Source organism: Micromonospora sp. WMMD1128, from assembly GCF_027497235.1.
Lineage (GTDB): Bacteria > Actinomycetota > Actinomycetes > Mycobacteriales > Micromonosporaceae > Micromonospora.
The window spans coordinates 1,834,787-1,852,136 of the sequence record NZ_CP114902.1; the positions used below are offsets into that span (position 1 = coordinate 1,834,787).

The following is a 17,350-nucleotide window of genomic DNA, read 5'->3' on the forward strand; positions in this document are numbered from 1 at the left end:
ACATGCCACGACGACAATGGCCGCTGTGGAGAAGTACCCCGGCGGCGTCGAAGATGTTCCGGTGATCACCGACCGCCCGACCTCCGTGGCCTCCGACCCCGAGCGGCACCGGCTCGCCCAGGCCGATGCCGGGGAGCAGGACTGGCGCGCATGGGGCCCCTATCTGTCCGAGCGGGCGTGGGGGACGGTACGGGAGGACTACAGCGAACACGGCACGGCGTGGGACTACTTCCCCCACGATCACGCGCGGTCCCGAGCCTACCGGTGGAACGACGACGGCATGGCGGGCGTCTGCGACGACCGGCAGACGTTCTGCTTCGCGCTGGCGCTGTGGAACGGGCGCGACCCGATCCTCAAGGAACGCATGTTCGGCCTCGGCGGCGACGGCGGCAACCACGGCGAGGACGCCAAGGACTACTGGTGGTATCTCGACAGCACCCCCACGCACTCGTGGATGCGCTGGCGTTACCACTACCCGCAGGCCGCCTTCCCGTACGACGAACTCGTCGCGGTCAACGCGCTGCGCGGCCGGGACGACACCGAGTACGAGCTGGTGGACACCGGCATCTTCGACGACGACCGCTACTGGGCGGTGACCGTCGACTACGCCAAGGCGTCCCCGACCGACATGTGCGTGCTCGTCACCGTCGCGAACCAGGGTGACCGGGACGCCACCCTGCACGTGCTGCCCACCCTGTGGTTCCGCAACACCTGGGCCTGGGGGCTGCCCGGCGCCGACCGGGTCCCGACGATCCACGGCGCGGGCTCCCGGCTGGTCGGTGACCACTGGGTGCTCGGTCAACTGCTGCTGGAGGGCGACGGCGACCCGACGCCGCTGCTGTGCGACAACGAGACCAACGCGGAGCGGCTGTGGGGGCTGCCCGGCCGGTCCGCGTACCCGAAGGACGGGATCAACGACCACGTGGTGGCCGGCGCCGCCACCGTCAACCCGGACCGCGTCGGCACCAAGGGCGCGCTGCACTACGTGCTCGACGTGCCGGCCGGCGGGCGGCGGCAGATCCGGCTGCGGCTGGCCCGCACCGCGCCGCCGCCGGCCGCCGTCGCGCCCCCGCCCGCCGACCTCGGGGACGGGTTCGACACCGTGCTCTGGGCCCGCCGCGCCGAGGCGAACCGGTTCTTCGACAGCGTCATCCCGGCCGCGGCCACCGCCGACGAGGCGATGGTCGCCCGGCAGGCGATCGCCGGGCTGATGTGGGGCAAGCAGTTCTACCACTTCGACGTCAAACGCTGGCTGGAGGGCGATCCCGGCTCGGCGCCGCCGCCGGCCGGGCGCCGGCACGGGCGCAACAGCGCCTGGTGGCACATGACCAGCTTCGACGTGTTCTCCATGCCGGACCCGTGGGAATATCCCTGGTACGCCGCCTGGGACCTGGCCTTCCACTGCGTGACCATCGCCCGGGTCGATCCGGGGTTCGCCAAGGAGCAACTGCTGCTCCTGCTCCGCGAGTGGTACCTGCACCCGAACGGGCAGATCCCGGCGTACGAGTGGGCGTTCGGGGACGTGAACCCGCCGGTGCACGCCTGGGCCGCGTTGAAGGTCTTCGAGATCGACGGCGGCCGGGACCACGAGTTCCTCGCCCGGGTGATGCACAAGCTGATGCTCAACTTCACCTGGTGGGTCAACCGCAAGGACACCGGCGGCAACAACGTCTTCGAGGGCGGTTTCCTCGGGCTGGACAACGTCGGCCCGTTCGACCGTTCCGCCGCCCTGCCGGTGGCCGGGACGCTCGAACAGTCCGACGGCACCGGCTGGATGGCCATGTACGCGCTGAACATGCTCGACATGGCCGTCGTGCTGGCCGAGCACGACCACGCGTACGTGGACACCGCGACGAAGTTCTTCGAGCACTTCGCGTACATCGCCGCGGCGGCGTACTCCCAGGGGTTGTGGGACGCCGACGACGCCTTCTTCTACGACGTGCTGCGGCTGGCCGACGGCACGAAGGTGCCGTTGAAGGTCCGCTCGGTGGTCGGGCTGCTGCCGCTGGCGGCGGTCACCCGCCTCACCGCGCGGACGTTGCGCCGCCTGCCGGAGCTGGGGGCCCGGCTGCGCTGGTTCCTCACCAACCGCCCCGAGTACGCCGACGTGATCGGCGCCCGGCGGCTCGGCCCCGACGGCCGCCAGCAGCGGCTGCTGTCCATGGTCGGCCCGGAGCAGGTGGTGCGGCTGCTGGCCCGGATGCTCGACCCCGACGAGTTCCTCTCCGAGTACGGCCTGCGGACGCTGTCCCGCGCCCACCTGGACAAGCCGTTCACGGTCACGTTCGGCGGGCAGGAGTTCAGCGTCGGCTACGAGCCGGCCGAGTCGACGAGCGGCCTGTTCGGCGGCAACTCCAACTGGCGCGGTCCGATCTGGATGCCGACGAACTTCCTGCTGATCAGCGCGTTGCGCGACCACGCCGCGTTCTTCGGCGACGACCTCCAGGTCGAGTATCCGACCCGCTCCGGGGTCAAGCGCACCCTGGACGAGATCGCCGACGACCTCTCCGCCCGGCTGATCTCGCTGTTCACCCGCGACGGGTGGGGGCGGCGACCCATCTACGGCGCCGCGCAACTGTTCCAGACCCACCCGGACTGGCGGGACCTGATCTGCTTCCCGGAGTATTTCCACGGCGACAACGGGGCCGGGCTGGGCGCCTGGCACCAGACCGGGTGGACGGCCCTGGTCGCCGATCTGATCCTCACCCGCCGCCGCTGAGCCCCGCGTCGCCGAATTCCGTGTCGCCGGGTTCGGTGTCGCCGGGTCTCATGTTGCCGAATCTCGTGTTGCCGGGTTCCGTGTTGCCGGTCGGGTGCGGGGGCACGGCGGTGGCCGCCGTGCCCCGTGCCGGTCAGGACAGCGGCAGGAACGCCAGCCGGGCGTGATATTCGCCGGCCACCGTCACGGTGTCGCTGCCGACCCACAGGCCCTGGTCGGTGGCGTACAGCTCCCCGGTGCCGACCCCGCGGTCCTTGGTCGGATTCCAGGCCAGCGCCTTGCCGGTGGTCGGGTGGATCGCGCCGATGCCGGGTCGGGACACCGCGCCCGGGCCGGCCGAGTCCCGACCCTGCGGGTTGTCCAGCCAGCGCTGGTGGCCGCCCACGTACACCGCCGCCCCGGTGATCGCCACCGAGAGCAGGGTGTCGCCGCCGGTGTAGTTCGCCCAGGTCGGCTGCTTGCCGGCGGTCTCCGTACCGAACTCGAAGCGGGACGCCGTGTCGCACAGCGTCCCCGGGAACGCCGCGCCGGTGCTGACGACCACGAACCAGGCGCCGTCCGCGGAGATGTCCACCCCACGCATGTAGGTGGGCATGGTCCGGGCGCACTGCGGCTGGTAGCGGGTCGTCGACCAGCCGGACAGCGTGGCGCCCGTGGTGCTCAGGTTCGCCACCGCGAGCTGGTGCCGGGCCTGCCCGGCGACCGAGCTGAAATTGCCCACGAAGACCAGCCGCGTGCCGTCGGCCGAGACGTCCAGCGCCTCGATCTTGACCGGGGCGGTGACCCCGGTGGCGGTGACCCGGGGACCCTCCAGACGCAGGTTCACCGACGGGTCGGCGGCGCCGGTGGTCGCGTCCAGGGCGGCCAGGGCGCGGCGGGTCACCCCGTCGACGGTCTGGAACGCCCCGCCCACGAGTAACCGCGTACCGACCAGGCGCATGTCGTTGACCTGGTTGTTGAGCGCGGCGGGGGCGAACCCGGCGACGCGGGCGCCGGTGGCCGCGTCGATCCGGGCCACCCGGGGCGCGGCGACGCCGTTGACCGTGGTGAACGCGCCGCCGAGGTAGATCGAGCGGCCGTCCGCGGCGGCGGCGAGCGCCTTCACCGTGCCGTTGACCGCGGGTTTGAACGTGGTGTCGATCCGGCCGGTGGTGGCGTCGAACGCCACCAGTCGGGGCATCGCGAGCTGCGCGGTGCTGTTCGCGTTGCGCACCTTGGTGAACGAGCCGCCGACGTAGACCCGGTTACCGATCTGGAGGATCCGGTAGACCGTGCCGTCGAGGGCGTGCGGGGTCCAGGCCGCGGGTTTCGTACTGACCACTGTGGTGTGCGTGGCGTTGACGGCGAGGGCCGGGGACGCGGAAAACGCGCCGGCGGTGGTGGCGAGCGCGGCGGCCACGGCGATGGCCGCGTGCCTCCGGTGCCGGGCCCGCTTCGCAGATGGTGGGGCGGGTGCGGGAGTCATGCTCAAAGCATGCCGATCGAGTAGGAATTCCGCAGTCGGGTAGCCGCCCCTTTCCGCCCGCCGACCGGCCGGTCCGTGCGGTCCGTGCGGTCTGGTGCGGTGCGGCCCGGTGCGGTGCGGCGGTTAGGCGGGGCCCCCGCTTAACACCACGTGGTAAGCGGGTGCCGTTCCTCTACCAAAAGCGTTAAGCGGGGCCCCCGCCTTACACGTAGGGTGGGCGGGGTTCCGGGGAGGAGTTCGATGCGATCCGTGCTGGTCTTCGACGCCGACGACACGCTCTGGGAGAACAACGTCCTCTTCGAGCGGGTGATCGAGGACTTTCTCACCTGGCTCGACCATCCGACGCTGGACCGGGCGCAGATCCGGGCCGTCCTCGACGACGTCGAGCGGGCCAACGCCGTGGCGCACGGCTACGGCAGCAAGATTTTCCTGCGCAGCCTGGGCGAGTGCCTGGAGAAGCTGCGCGAGCGTCCCGCCACGGAGGCCGAACGCGCCGACATCGAGCGACTCGCCGCCGCGTTGGTCGGGCACCAGGTCGAGCTGATGCCGGGGGTCGCGGAGACGCTCGACGACCTCGGCACCCGCCACGACCTGCTGTTGCTCACCAAGGGCGAGCGCGAGGAGCAGCAGCGCAAGCTCGATGCCTGCGGGCTGCTGCACCACTTCCACGCGGCGCACATCGTGCCCGAGAAGGACGCGGACACCTACCGCTGGCTGGCCCGCGAGCACGCGTTCGACCCGGCTGACGCGTGGATGATCGGCAACTCGCCGCGTTCGGACATCCTGCCCGCCCGGGCCGCCGGGATGAACGCGGTCTTCATCCCCAACGAGAACACCTGGGTGCTGGAGCACGAGGAGTTGGATCCGTCCGACGGCGGCGTGATTCGGCTCGCCGCGTTTCCGGACCTGCTCCGGCACTTCTGAGTCGGCCGGTAACGTCCGGAATGTGCCGCTCACCTTTCCCTCGCATCTGGCGCCGGTGCTGCCGCTGAAGCGGTGGCGACCGCACTGGTTCGACGGCGTGGCACTGGCCACCGGCGCGGTGGCGCCGGACGTCGGCTACCTGTTCAACGGCACCCGCCTCGAACTCGGGATGCGCACGCACACGATCGGCGGGTTGCTCTGGTGGTGCCTGCCGGTCGCGCTGGCGTACGCCTGGGTCGTCCGCCGGGTGGTCGCCGGGATCGCCGTGCACCTGCCCGCGTCGCGGTTGTTCGGCTGGCCGCAGTACGCCGCGCTGGCCGGGGTGCGGCACCCGTGGCAGGTCACCGTCTGCTCGGCGCTGATCGGCGCGTTCAGCCACGTCGGTTGGGACCGGATCAGCCACAGCGAACGCCTGCCGCGACTGCTCGGCATCGCCGACTTCCACGCCCAGACCGGGCTGTACTGGTGGCAGTTCACGGACGTGTTCGCCAGTCTCGGCAGCGGGCTGCTGGTGCTCGCCCTGGCGTTGGAGGCGGCCCGGCGCGGCGCGGTCTTCGCCGGGCCCCGCCCACCCGCCCCGGCGGCGAACCCGCCCGTGTTCTGGCGGGTGACGCTGGCGGTCACCGGCCTCGGGGCGCTGCTGCTGCCGGGGCTGCCGTCGGCCACCGTCCCCGCGCCGGCCGGCGTACGCGTGCTGCACCTCGGCGCGTTGGCGCTCATCGCCGGCGCCGCCGCGGCGCGGTCCGCGCCTCCCCTTGACGCCGAGAGAGACCACCGTCCCGACCACGAACAGCGCCCGATCTGTTGACCCCGTTACGTCGACATGCCGCATTTCGGCATAGACATCAATCACAGTCGCGCGTTGCCTGCGGGCGCTTGTCCGACCTGCGCGGACCTGCTTAACCTGGGCCGGCGTCCGCGCCTCGTCGGGGTGAGTCGGGGGCGCACCGGAGTCCGGTGGTGACAGCACCGTGGAGCTGAGTGCGGGCAGACCGGCTCGCCGTGCGGCCCGGCGTGGGCGGCGTGCCCCGCCCGCCGCGGCACCCACGGCGCAGGCCGATACCACGTCGGACGGCCGGGGTCAGGGCCGGGGAGTTGCGGACCCGGTCCTGACCCGTCCGGTCAGCGCCGGGCGTGACCCTCTGGTGCGCCGGCCGTCACGGAGCGACACTGAGTCATGGCACTTCCGCGCGTACCGCTGCTCGCCGGCCTGGTCGTGCTGCTCGCGGCGGCCTGCACGACGACCGGCCACGACGGCGCGTCGCCCCCGACCTCGGCGCTCGCCGCGCCGGCCACGACGACTGTCGCGCCGCCCTCCGCCACCGCCCCGCCGGTGCCGACCGGCGCCGCCGGGCCCACCGCGTCCTGGCGGACGACCTGGGGCTGGGCGGTGCCCGACCGCCCGGCCCGGGTGACGCACCCGGTGCGGGCGCCGGTCACCCCGGGGCAGCCGCTGCCCGTCCTGGTGGCGGTGGAGACCGGGGACCACCCGGCGGAGGGGTTCAGCCGGATCACCTTCGCCTTCCGCGGGCCCACCCCGTCCTACCGGGTCGGATACGTGGCTCAGGTGGTGACCGAAGGGCGGGGCGCGTCCGTCGAACTGCCCGGCACGGCGTTCCTGTCGGTGCGGTTCTCCCCGGCGCAGGCGCACGACGCGCGTGGCGGCGGGACCGCCCACGTGCCGCCGGCGGTCATCGACTATCCGACCCTGCTCGGCTGGGCCGCGGCCGGCGACTTCGAGGGGCACCTGAGCTTCGGGCTCGGCCTGCGGGTGCCGGAGAGCGGGCCGGTCCCGGTGCGGTTGGCTGAGTCCACCCGCCCGGACGGCGCCCACGTCATCTCCGTCGACGTCCGACGGGGCTGACCGCCGCCCGGCGCGGGCGAACTCAGTTGACCTCGCCGCGGACGATCGCCACCGCCACCCGGCAGAACTCGTCCATGTCCGGCGTGAACCCGGCGGCGATGTCCGGGTGCAGGCCGGAGCGGGTCTCGTCGAGCAGCCGACGGCAGACGTCCTCCACGGGCTCGCCCGCGTAGCTGGCGCGCACCCGCTCGGTGGCCGCCTGCAGGGCCGAGGTCAGCTGATCCTCCAACGGGCCGCGCAGCTTCTGCTGCACCGGATCGAGCCCGCTCGGATCGAGCGTGACATGTGGCTCCGACATCGGCGCTCCCTTCGTCGGCGTCCGCGGTACCCGACCGCGGGCGTCGGTCAAACCATCGTCGGTACGGCCGCCACCCGGACCAGGTACGAGAACTCCTCCGCCGGCTCCTCCGCGTACGACAGCCGGCGGATCTGCCGGTCGTCGGACCAGAGGGCGACGTCGACGAGCACCCCGAGGTGGGCGAGGCCGATGTTCGCCACCCGCTTCTTGTCCTGGAGCACGGCGCAGACGCCGCCGAGCAGGGTGCTGGCGTCGGAGGTGCGGTGCCCGGGCGGGCACCGCAGGGTCAGGTCCACCTCGATCGGCCCGGCGAGTGGGGTCCACCCGGTGCGCTGGGCCGCCGTGCAGGCGGCCTGGAGCAGGGTGCGGACCCTCGTCGCCTGTCGGTGTCCGGCGGCGAAGATGGACAGGGCCTCGGTCTTGACCGGGGGCAGGCCGCTCACCTCGAACGTCAGGGTGAGAACGCGGGTGTCCTGCACGACGGCACCTCCTCCTGGGGAGAATCCTGCCCAACCGGTACGCGCGCACGCGGAGGTTCCGGGGAGAACCAACCGATCGGGCGGGCTGTGGGGGACAGCCGGCGGCGGGTCGACATCGTCGGCGACGCGCTGGCCACGGAGTGAGGGAAACGCTAGTCCAGTCCGTTGACGCTGGGTAGTCTCACCGTTCACCTGATGGGACGACGCTCATGCCGCCTCTCCGGCGTGCCGGGCCAGGTACTCGTCGATCGCCCTGCGGATCAGGCCGGAACGGCCACCCTTGTCGTTGCCGGCAAGTTCGTCGAGCCGCCGGACGATCGTCGAGGGAAGGCGAACGCCGGTGACGATCATCGGTACGCTCTCCGAGGCTGGGGCCGGGCCGAGATCGGGGCCCACGGTTGCGTCCCGCAGCAGTTCCGAGATGTCGCCACCCCGGTCGAAGTAGGCCACCAACTCCTCACGGCTCATCGTCCGCGGATCTTGTTTTGCGCTCATCGTGTCCCCTCCATCCACTGCTTGACCTCATCAGGCGTGGCGGGGCGCACGGCCAGGATCGCGTAGCTGCTGACCTTCCCGATCCGCTCACAGAGCACCATGATCACGCGGGCGGTGTCCGCCAGGCCGGCCACGGCGAGCAGGAGGGTGCCGATGTAGTTCTCGATCCGCTGCGGAGAGTAGAGCGCATCGATCGCTTCCTGCTCGGACACGTCGTGCCGGGCCGCGCTGGCCTTTCCGGCGTCGGTCCACCCGTACTCCCGCTCCGTCCCGACATCAGCGTACAACGCGTAAAACGCGTCAGCGGCGGGCGCGCTTGAGTTCGTGGAACGTGTCCAGGCGCATCAGCGGCAGCATCGAGTCCCAGATCGTCAGCGCGTCCTCGGTGCCCGGGACGTCGGTGATGATCGGGCCGTGGATGCCCCGGGAGGCGTCCGGCACCATCAGCACCGGCGAGCCGATGTCCGGTCCGGCCGAGCCGTACGCCAGGGCGTGCGACTCGTGCACCGCGGCGTCCCAGCGTTCGTCGTCGAGCGCCGGCGCCGCGTCCGCCAGCCCGGCCGCCTCCACCGCCGCCGCGACGATCTTGTCGCCGAGCGGGTTGCCCGCGTCGTGGCTGCGCGCCCCGACCTCGGTGTAGAGGCGGCCCGCGTCGTCGTGCCGGTCCTGCGCGCGCAACGCCTCCACCAGCCGCAGCACCCGGTGGGAGGCGGCCATCGGCGCGGCGAACTCCGGGGGGACCTGACCGTCGTTGAGGATCGCCAGGCTGAATGCCCGCCACTGCACGCGCAGCCCGCGCGCCTGCGCGACCGCGACCAGCCAGCGGGAGGTGCGCCAGGTCCAGGGGCAGACGGGGTCGAAGAAGAAGGTGGCGTCCATCCCCCCAACCTAGGCGCGGTCGCGGCGGCGCGCAGCGCGGCGTGACCGTCACGTGACCGTGATGTTTCGCGTCGTGGCAGGTCGGGCACGTTCAGCCGCACGAAACGCCCGAGGCGTCGGGCGCACGGGCCGGTGCCTCGTCGTCTCGCCGTGCGCCGGGGCACGGGTGACCTCCCCGGCTCTCGCCGAAGAGAGGGGGAGGGTGATGACGACAGTCCCCGACACGGCCGCGCGCCGGCCGGCGGTACGCGCGGCGGCGGCAGCCGTGGCGCTCGCGCTCGTGGCGCCGCTGGCCGCCTGCGGGTCCGGCGGCGACGGTGGCCCGCCGACGATCAACCTGTACTACCCGCCGGAACAGAACCTGCAGAAGGTGGTCGACGACTGCAACACGCAGGCGCAGGGGCGCTACCGGATCAGCTACCGGGTGCTGCCGCGTCAGGCCGACGAGCAGCGCGTGCAGATGGTCCGGCGGCTGGCGGCCCAGGACAGCGGCATGGACGTGCTCGGCCTGGACGTGACGTGGACCCAGGAGTTCGCCAGCGCCGACTGGATCCGGGAGTGGACCGGCCAGGACAAGGCCGAGGCGGAGCAGGGCACGCTCGCCGGGCCGCTGGACACCGCCCGGTACGAGGACAAGCTCTACGCCGCGCCGAAGAACACGAACGTGCAGCTGCTGTGGTATCGCGCCGACCTGGTGTCCGAGCCGCCGAAGACCTGGGACGAGATGATCTCGGCGGCCCAGCGGCTGAAGGAACAGGACAAGCCCTACCGGGTGCTCACCATGGGCGCCCAGTACGAGGGCCTGGTGGTGCTCTACAACACGCTCGCCGAGAGCGCCGGCGGCAGGATCCTCAGCGACGACGGCAAGAAGGCGGTGATGGACGCCGGCACCGTGCGCGCGCTGGAACAGCTCAAGACGTTCGCCACGTCGGGCGTGACGTCGCCGTCGTTCAGCAACGCGACCGAGGACCCGGTGCGGCTGGAGTTCCAGTCCGGCGGCGGCGCGTTCCAGGTGAACTGGCCGTTCGTCTACCCGGCCATGCAGGAGGCCAGCCCGGAGCTGGCCAAGGACGTGAAGTGGGCGCGGGTGCCGGGCATCGACGCGAACACGCCGAGCAAGGTCACCATCGGCGGGATCAACCTGGCGGTGAGCACCTACTCGAAGCACCCGACCGAGGCGTTCGAGGTGGCCCGGTGCCTGCGTGACGCCGAGCACCAGAAGTTCTCCGCGGTCAACGACGGCGTGCCGCCGACCATCGAGTCGGTCTACGACGACCCGGAGATGGCCGAGGCGTACCCGATGAAGGAAACCATCCTGGAGGAGCTGAAGGAGCCGGCGGTGCGTCCGCTGACCCCGGCCTACCAGAGCATCTCCACCGTGATGTCGGCGATCCTGTCGCCGCCGTCGGGCATCGACCCCGAGAAGACCGCGGACGAGCTGCGCAAGGCGATCGCCGACGCGCTGGAGTCGAAGGGTGTCCTGCCATGAGCGTGAACGCCACTCCGGCCGGCGCGGAGTCCGCCGCCGAGGCGGAGCAGCCGACCGGCCGGCACGCCACGGTCCCCGCCCAGCGGGCCCGCCGCGGCTCCGGCGCGCCGCTGAGCGACAACAAGCGCGCCGAGCGTCGCCTCGGCTGGCTGCTGTGCGCGCCCGCCGCGCTGGTCATGGTGCTCGTCACCGCGTACCCGATCCTGTATTCGATCTGGCTCTCGCTGCAACGGTTCGACCTGCGCTTTCCCGACGAACGGCAGTTCGTCGGGCTGGACAACTACGTCACCGTGCTGAGCAACCAGTTCTGGTGGACCGCGTTCGGGGTGACCGTGCTGATCACGGTGGTCACCGTCGCGGTCGAGCTGGTGCTCGGCATGGGCCTGGCGCTGATCATGCACCGGACGCTCGTCGGCCGGGGCATCGTCCGCACCGCGGCGCTGATCCCCTACGGCATCGTCACCGTGGTCGCGGCGTTCTCCTGGCGGTACGCCTGGACGCCCGGCACCGGCTACCTGGCGAACCTGTTCGACGGCAGCGCGCCGCTCACCGAACGGGCCAGCTCGCTGGCGATCATCATGCTGGCGGAGATCTGGAAGACCACCCCGTTCATGGCGTTGCTGCTGATGGCCGGGCTGGCGCTGGTGCCGGAGGACCTGCTCAAGGCGGCCTCCACCGACGGGGCGACGGCGTGGCAGCGGTTCACCAAGGTGATGCTGCCGGTGATGAAGCCGGCGATCCTGGTCGCGCTGCTGTTCCGCACGCTCGACGCGTTCCGGGTCTTCGACAACATCTTCGTGCTCACCAACGGCGGCAACGAGACCTCGTCGGTGTCGATGCTCGCCTACAACAACCTGATCCGGGGCTTGAACCTCGGCATCGGCTCCACGATGTCGGTGCTCATCTTCATCACCGTGGCGATCATCGCCTTCGTCTTCGTGAAGCTGTTCGGCACCGCTGCCCCCGGCAGCGACGATGGGGAGAGGCGCTGACATGGCCGTGGAAACCACCACACGGGCGAAGCTGCGCTGGGGTGTGTTGGACGTCGTGGTCGTCGTCTTCGCGCTCGTCCCGGTGCTCTGGATCGCCTCGCTGTCGTTCAAGACCCCGGGCACGCTCACCGACGGCAAGTTCTGGCCGCGGGAGTGGACGCTCGACAACTACCGGACGATCTTCGACACCGACCAGTTCGTCCGGGCCCTGATCAACTCGATCGGCATCGCGCTGATCGCCACCGCGATCGCGGTGGTGCTCGGCACGATGGCCGCGTACGCGATCTCCCGGCTGGACTTCCCGGGCAAGAAGCTGCTGGTCGGGGTCTCCCTGCTGATCGCGATGTTCCCCCAGGTGTCGCTGGTGTCGCCGCTGTTCGAGATCGAGCGGCAGCTCGGCCTCTTCGACACCTGGCCGGGCCTGATCCTGCCGTACATCACGTTCGCGCTGCCGCTGGCGATCTACACGCTGTCGGCGTTCTTCAAGCAGATCCCGTGGGACCTGGAGAAGGCGGCGAAGATGGACGGCGCCACCCAGGGCCAGGCGTTCCGGCGGGTGATCGCCCCGCTGGCCGCGCCCGGCGTGTTCACCACGGCCATCCTGGTCTTCATCTTCTGCTGGAACGACTTCCTGTTCGCGATCACGCTCACCTCGACCGAGCGGTCCCGCACGGTCCCGGTGGCGTTGCAGTTCTTCACCGGCGAGTCGCAGTTCGAGGACCCGACCGGGGCGATCTGCGCCGCCGCGGTGGTGATCACCGTGCCGATCATCCTGTTCGTGCTCTTCTTCCAGCGCCGCATCGTCTCCGGCCTGACCTCCGGCGCAGTCAAGGGATAGGTGGTAACAGTGGCTGACATCGTGCTGGACAAGGTGAGCAAGCGGTTCCCGGACGGGACCACCGCCGTGCAGGACGTCGACCTGGAGATCGCCGACGGCGAGTTCGTCATCCTGGTCGGCCCCTCCGGCTGCGGGAAGTCCACCACCCTCAACATGATCGCCGGGCTGGAGGACATCAGCGCCGGTGAGCTGCGGATCGCGGGGGAGCGGGTCAACGACAAGGCGCCCCGGGACCGGGACATCGCCATGGTCTTCCAGTCGTACGCGCTCTACCCGAACATGACGGTGCGGGAGAACATGGCCTTCCCGCTGCGCCTGGCGAAGATGGACAAGGAGACCATCAACCAGAAGGTGGACGAGGCCGCCAAGGTGCTGGAGCTGACCGCGCTGCTGGACCGCAAGCCGGCCAACCTCTCCGGCGGCCAGCGGCAGCGGGTGGCGATGGGGCGGGCGATCGTCCGCCAGCCCAAGGCGTTCCTGATGGACGAGCCGTTGTCCAACCTGGACGCCAAGCTGCGGGTGCAGATGCGCACGGTGGTGTCCCGGTTGCAGAAGCAGCTCGGCACCACCACCGTCTACGTCACCCACGACCAGACCGAGGCGATGACCCTCGGCGACCGGGTGGTCATCATGCGCGGCGGCGCGGTGCAGCAGGTCGGCCCGCCGCAGGAGCTGTACGACCACCCGCGCAACCTCTTCGTCGCCGGGTTCATCGGCTCGCCGTCGATGAACTTCCTGCACGCCAAGGTGGAGGAGGGGAAGCTGCGGACCGCGCTCGGCGACGTGCCCATCGGCGAGCGGATCCGTCGCGAGCTGGAGGCCGGCGACGCCCCGCGTGAGCTGATCCTCGGCGTCCGCCCGGAGCACTTCGAGGACGCCGCGCTCATCGACGACGAGACCCGCCGCCGGGGGGTGGAGTTCGAGGCGCCTGTCGACATCGTCGAGTCGATGGGCTCGGACAAGTACGTCTACTTCACCGTCGAGGGGGAGCGGGCCACCGCCGCCGAGCTGGAGGAGTTGGCCGCCGACGCGGGGGCCGCCGACTTCGCCGGCGCCGGGTCCAGCCTGGTCACCCGGCTGTCGGCGGAGTCGCCGGCGCGGGAGGGCGAGTCGCGCCGGGTGTGGTTCAACCTGGAGAAGATCCACCTGTTCGACCCGGGCAGCGGTCGCAACCTGACCCTGCACGAGGGGCGGTCGGCCGGCGCGCTCGCCGACTGAGCGTAGGTGCGCGCGGGAGGGTCGGCGGCCTCGGTCGCCGACCCTCCGGTCGCCCAATGGACGCGGGCGCAGTCGGCACGCCCGCCGGCACGCCCGTGGCTGGGGCCGGCCGCAGCAGCCGACCCTCGAGGCGCGCCCGGGTGAGGAGAACGCGGAGCGCGACGTGGCGCGCTCCGGGCAGGAGCGCCGTCACCAGGAGTGACGCAGCTCCAGCCCGAGGAAGCGGGCGTAGCCGGCCAGAGCCGCGTCGACCCGGGCGCGCAGCGGCGCGTCGAACGGCACGAGCTGCCGCACGGTCACCGTCACCGTCTTCGCCGTGAGCGTCCGCTTCCAGGTGCCGACCACCCGGCCGCCGCGCACCACCGTGGCCTGGAACATCCCGTTGTTGCCGGGCACCACGGCGGCGGCGTGCGCCGGGTCGAGCATCAGCGAACGGTCCTTGAAGCCCAGCAGGTATTCGTCGAAGCCGGGCAGCACGTGCAGGTCGTCGACGGGGGCGCGGGGCGCGTCGAGCAGCGCGGCGTCGACCGTCGCCGGCTCGCCGTCGACCTCGACCGGGGCGAGGAGGTCACCGGCCAGGGTGAGGGCCCGGGTCGCGTCGGTGACGGTCAGCCCGCTCCACCGGGCCAGCTCGTGCCGGGTCACCGGGCCGTGGCCGCGCACGTAGCGGTGGGCCAGCACCGCCAGCGCCTCGTCGCGCTCCGGGCGGTGCGGGTCGGGCACCCATTCGTCGAGCAGCGCGAATGTCTGCTCGTTGCCCACCTGCGGCGCGATGCAGGTGATGCCGCGCTGGGCCGCGTACCACAACAGGTGGTAGCCGCGCTGGCCGGCGGTGTCCAGCCCGGCGGTCCGCAGCGCGGCCAGGCACTCGGCGCGGGTGAGCCGACCGCCGCCGCTGAGCGCCGCGCCGAGCACGTCGCCGGCGCGGTCGCCGTCGGTGAGGGTGAGCCCGAGCTGACGCCACCTGGCGGCCAGCCCGCCCAGTGCGCGGACCCCGGTCACGGCGAGCATCCAGTGCGCGTCCCGCGGCGGCACCAGGTGCACCGTGCCCCGCATCGGCCAGGTCCGCAGCGCCTCGCGTCGCTCCAGCGCCGCGTGGACGTCGCCCCGGGTGCGGCCGGGCAGGCGGACGCCGAGCGACCACAGCCCGCTTGCCGCGTCCTGCGACTGCATGGCGCCGAACCACTCCACCACATCGGACACGCTCCGCGGCCGGGTGGCCGGATGCGGACGCAGCAGCAGGCTGGTCATGCGGAGCGCGAGCGCCTCGGCGCGATCGAGGCGTACGGTCACGGCGGCCTCCCGTCAGCGGCTGGACGGTGAGCATAGGGCCGGACTCCGACAGCGCCGGGCGGGAGTGGACCCCTGATCGCGCTACGCCGGCAGCGGTGCCGACGGAGCGCGATCCCCCGTTCAGGTTCCCGGCGCAGGGGCGGCGATCGGCCGGCGCCGGTGTGAACAGGATCCTCGGTGCGCGCGGCCGGGCGCGCGGTTGCCGGCCGAACTTGCGCAAATCTTGAGCGGCGTTTGCGCCGGCAACTAACGGGTAGTCGCCGGAGCTCACCGGCAATTCGAGAAGGAGAACGTCTGATGGATGGCCAGGTCAAGGTCGCGGTGATCTACTACAGCGCGACCGGTATCACCTACCAGATGGCGCAGTCGGCGGCCGAGGCGGCGGGGGAAGCCGGTGCCGAGGTCCGCCTGCGCAAGGTGCGTGAGCTGGCGCCCGACGAGGCGATCCGCTCCAACTCGGGCTGGCAGGCGCACCGGCTGGAGACCCAGGACGTGATGGAGGCCGAGCCGGACGACCTGTCCTGGGCCGACGTTGTGATCATGGGATCGCCCACCCGGTACGGCATGATCGCCGCGCAGCTCAAGCAGTTCATCGACACCACCGGCCCGCTCTGGGCCAACGGACTGCTCGCCGACAAGGTCTACACCGGCTTCACCTCGACCGCGACCTCGCACGGTGGCCAGGAGGCCACGCTGCTGTCGCTGTACACGGTCTTCTACCACTGGGGTGGCATCGTGGTGACCCCCGGCTACACCGACCCCAGCCAGTTCGTCGCCGGCAACCCGTACGGCGCGTCGCACACGAGCAACAACGGCGAGATCGCCCCGGACCACGTCGCGCTGGCCGCCACCGCGCTCACCGCCAAGCGGGCGGTGCTGACCGGGGCCGCGCTCAAGCGGGGCATGGCCGGCTGACGCGTCCGGTGCCGCGGAAGCCGATCAGAGTCGCCGCCTGCGCCGGGTAGGTTGACCGGCGATGGACATTCTCGCTCTGGACCTGGGCACCTCCTCGGTACGCGGGCTGGTGCTCGACCCGGACGCGGTGCCGCGTCCGGGCGCGCTGGCCCGCCGGAAGGTGCACCTGGTCACCGGCGACGACGGCACCGGGACGCTTGACGGCCCCGGCTACCTGGCGTGCCTGGTGGAGTGCCTGGACGAGTTGGCCGCCGGCGGGCACCTGCGGCAGGTCGGGCTGGTGGCGACGTCCGGGCAGTGGCACTCGGTGCTGCCGCTGGCCCCCGACGGCACCCCGTCCGGCCCGGTGCTGACCTGGCTGGACACCCGGGCGGCGCCGCCCACCGGCGCGTCCGGCCCGGCCGACCCGGACGACTACCACCGGCGGACCGGCACCTGGTGGCACCGCTGCTACTGGTCGATGCGGCTGCCCTGGTTACGGGAGCGCGGCGGCGACTCGGCCGCCCGCTTCGTCGGCCTGGCCGAGTACGTCCTCGGCGCGCTGCTCGACGAGGCGCCGATGTCGGCGTCGCTGGCCTCCGGCACCGGGCTGCTCGACCTTCGTCGCCTCGACTGGGACGCGGAGGCGTTGGCGCTCGCCGGCCTGTCCCCGCGGCGGCTGCCGCCGCTGGCGCCGGAGGGCTGGCACGGCCGGTTGAACGCGCGACACGCCCGGCGCTGGCCGGCGCTCGCCGACGCGCGCTGGGCGGCGCCGGTCGGCGACGGGGCCGCGTCGAACGTGGGCTCCGGCTGCGTCGACGGGTCCCGGGCCGCGGTCACCGTCGGCACCTCCGCCGCGGTCCGCGTGATCCAGGCGGTTCCGGCCGGCGCGGAGCTGCCGCCGCTGCCGGACCAGCTCTGGCGCTATCGGGTCGACCACGACCACGTGGTCACCGGGGCGGCGTACTCCAGCGGCGGGAACCTGTTCGCCTGGGCCGCCCGCGAGCTGCGGCTGCCGAAGGACGCGGAGCTGGAGGCCGCGCTGCGCCGGGCCGCCGCCGCCCGGCCGGTGCGGGCCGATCCCCGCTTCGGCGGCGACCGGCCCCCGGGCACCGCCCCCGCCGGCTCGGGCGAGCTGCGCGGGTTGAGCTTCGGCACCACCGCGGTGGACATCCTGGCCGGGCTGATGGACGGGCTGTGCCGGCTCGTCACCGACGACCTGGCGCTGCTCGAGGCCGGCGTCGGCGACCCGATGGAGGTGGTGCTCGGCGGCGGGGCGTTGACCGCCTCGCGGTGGTGGCGCACGGCCTTCGCCGACGCGCTCGTCCCGCGTACGGTGCGGTGGCAGCGGAACCCGGAGATCGGGGCGACCGGGGCCGCTCTGGTGGCCCTCGGACGGGTGCCGGAGGCGACCTCCATCGGCGGCGTCGGCGGGACCGACGAGGACGCCGCACCGGACGTCTGAACACTGATCGTCCTGCTCATGCCGTCCGGGCGGCCGTT

The 17,350-nt window shown here is 72.2% G+C and carries 17 protein-coding genes; 10 read left to right on the plus strand and 7 right to left on the minus strand.

Translation table 11 applies throughout. The features are described from left to right. Positions 1–16 precede the first annotated feature (16 nt). The gene (locus O7602_RS08775; RefSeq protein ID WP_281587747.1) at positions 17–2,719 is read left to right on the plus strand and encodes a glucosidase; all 2,703 of its coding nucleotides are present in this window, start codon (positions 17–19) and stop codon (positions 2,717–2,719) included. 133 nt (positions 2,720–2,852) lie between these two features. Here O7602_RS08775 and O7602_RS08780 read toward each other — a convergent pair whose 3' ends face one another. Beyond that, the gene (locus O7602_RS08780; protein WP_281587749.1) at positions 2,853–4,184 is read right to left on the minus strand and encodes a hypothetical protein; all 1,332 of its coding nucleotides are present in this window, start codon (positions 4,182–4,184) and stop codon (positions 2,853–2,855) included. Positions 4,185–4,424: 240 nt separating this feature from the next. Here O7602_RS08780 and O7602_RS08785 point away from each other — a divergent pair, with 240 nt between their 5' ends. From O7602_RS08785 to O7602_RS08795, 3 genes are all read left to right on the plus strand, one after another. Continuing rightward, entirely contained in the window at positions 4,425–5,108 is a 684-nt protein-coding gene (locus O7602_RS08785; RefSeq protein ID WP_281587750.1) for an HAD family hydrolase, read from the plus strand. A 22-nt stretch (positions 5,109–5,130) separates the two neighbouring features. Continuing rightward, positions 5,131–5,916, plus strand: a complete 786-nt coding sequence (locus O7602_RS08790; RefSeq protein ID WP_281587752.1) for a DUF4184 family protein — start codon at positions 5,131–5,133, stop codon at positions 5,914–5,916. Positions 5,917–6,285: 369 nt separating this feature from the next. After that, positions 6,286–6,972 carry a hypothetical protein gene (locus tag O7602_RS08795; protein ID WP_281587754.1) on the plus strand — a complete coding sequence of 229 codons (687 nt, stop codon included), beginning with the start codon at positions 6,286–6,288 and terminating at the stop codon, positions 6,970–6,972. 22 nt (positions 6,973–6,994) lie between these two features. Here the strand turns inward: O7602_RS08795 and O7602_RS08800 are convergent, their stop codons facing one another. The 5 genes from O7602_RS08800 to O7602_RS08820 all read right to left on the minus strand — a co-directional run bounded on the left by O7602_RS08800 (position 6,995) and on the right by O7602_RS08820 (position 9,123). Continuing rightward, positions 6,995–7,270 carry a hypothetical protein gene (locus O7602_RS08800; protein ID WP_281587756.1) on the minus strand — a complete coding sequence of 92 codons (276 nt, stop codon included), beginning with the start codon at positions 7,268–7,270 and terminating at the stop codon, positions 6,995–6,997. Positions 7,271–7,317: 47 nt separating this feature from the next. Beyond that, positions 7,318–7,749, minus strand: coding sequence for a hypothetical protein (locus O7602_RS08805; RefSeq protein WP_281587758.1), 432 nt, complete (start codon positions 7,747–7,749; stop codon positions 7,318–7,320). A gap of 207 nt (positions 7,750–7,956) precedes the next feature. Further along, positions 7,957–8,199, minus strand: a complete 243-nt coding sequence (locus O7602_RS08810; RefSeq protein ID WP_281587760.1) for a ribbon-helix-helix protein, CopG family — start codon at positions 8,197–8,199, stop codon at positions 7,957–7,959. A gap of 41 nt (positions 8,200–8,240) precedes the next feature. Continuing rightward, on the minus strand, positions 8,241–8,531 hold the full coding sequence (locus O7602_RS08815; protein ID WP_281587762.1) for a hypothetical protein: 291 nt from the start codon (positions 8,529–8,531) through the stop codon (positions 8,241–8,243). A gap of 13 nt (positions 8,532–8,544) precedes the next feature. Beyond that, a complete protein-coding gene (locus O7602_RS08820; protein ID WP_281587764.1) occupies positions 8,545–9,123 on the minus strand; it encodes a DsbA family protein in 579 nt (192 codons plus the stop codon). Between the two features lie 205 nt (positions 9,124–9,328). Between O7602_RS08820 and O7602_RS08825 the strand changes: the two genes are divergently transcribed. From O7602_RS08825 to ugpC, 4 genes are read left to right on the plus strand one after another with little or no spacing between them, the layout of a single operon-like run. Continuing rightward, on the plus strand, positions 9,329–10,612 hold the full coding sequence (locus O7602_RS08825) for an ABC transporter substrate-binding protein (protein WP_281587765.1): 1,284 nt from the start codon (positions 9,329–9,331) through the stop codon (positions 10,610–10,612). Then, the gene (locus O7602_RS08830) at positions 10,609–11,604 is read left to right on the plus strand and encodes a sugar ABC transporter permease (RefSeq protein ID WP_281587767.1); all 996 of its coding nucleotides are present in this window, start codon (positions 10,609–10,611) and stop codon (positions 11,602–11,604) included. The genes O7602_RS08825 and O7602_RS08830 overlap by 4 nt, the downstream gene beginning before the upstream one ends. A gap of 1 nt (position 11,605) precedes the next feature. Continuing rightward, the gene (locus O7602_RS08835; RefSeq protein WP_281587769.1) at positions 11,606–12,442 is read left to right on the plus strand and encodes a carbohydrate ABC transporter permease; all 837 of its coding nucleotides are present in this window, start codon (positions 11,606–11,608) and stop codon (positions 12,440–12,442) included. Between the two features lie 9 nt (positions 12,443–12,451). Beyond that, the gene (ugpC, locus tag O7602_RS08840; protein ID WP_281587771.1) at positions 12,452–13,660 is read left to right on the plus strand and encodes a sn-glycerol-3-phosphate ABC transporter ATP-binding protein UgpC; all 1,209 of its coding nucleotides are present in this window, start codon (positions 12,452–12,454) and stop codon (positions 13,658–13,660) included. Positions 13,661–13,849: 189 nt separating this feature from the next. On the opposite strand, the gene O7602_RS08845 is transcribed toward ugpC, so the two are convergent. After that, entirely contained in the window at positions 13,850–14,953 is a 1,104-nt protein-coding gene (locus O7602_RS08845) for a winged helix DNA-binding domain-containing protein (protein WP_281587773.1), read from the minus strand. A 297-nt stretch (positions 14,954–15,250) separates the two neighbouring features. Here O7602_RS08845 and wrbA point away from each other — a divergent pair, with 297 nt between their 5' ends. Then, on the plus strand, positions 15,251–15,868 hold the full coding sequence (wrbA, locus tag O7602_RS08850; protein WP_281587774.1) for an NAD(P)H:quinone oxidoreductase: 618 nt from the start codon (positions 15,251–15,253) through the stop codon (positions 15,866–15,868). A gap of 61 nt (positions 15,869–15,929) precedes the next feature. After that, positions 15,930–17,312, plus strand: a complete 1,383-nt coding sequence (locus O7602_RS08855) for an FGGY family carbohydrate kinase (protein WP_281587776.1) — start codon at positions 15,930–15,932, stop codon at positions 17,310–17,312. Positions 17,313–17,350 lie beyond the last annotated feature (38 nt).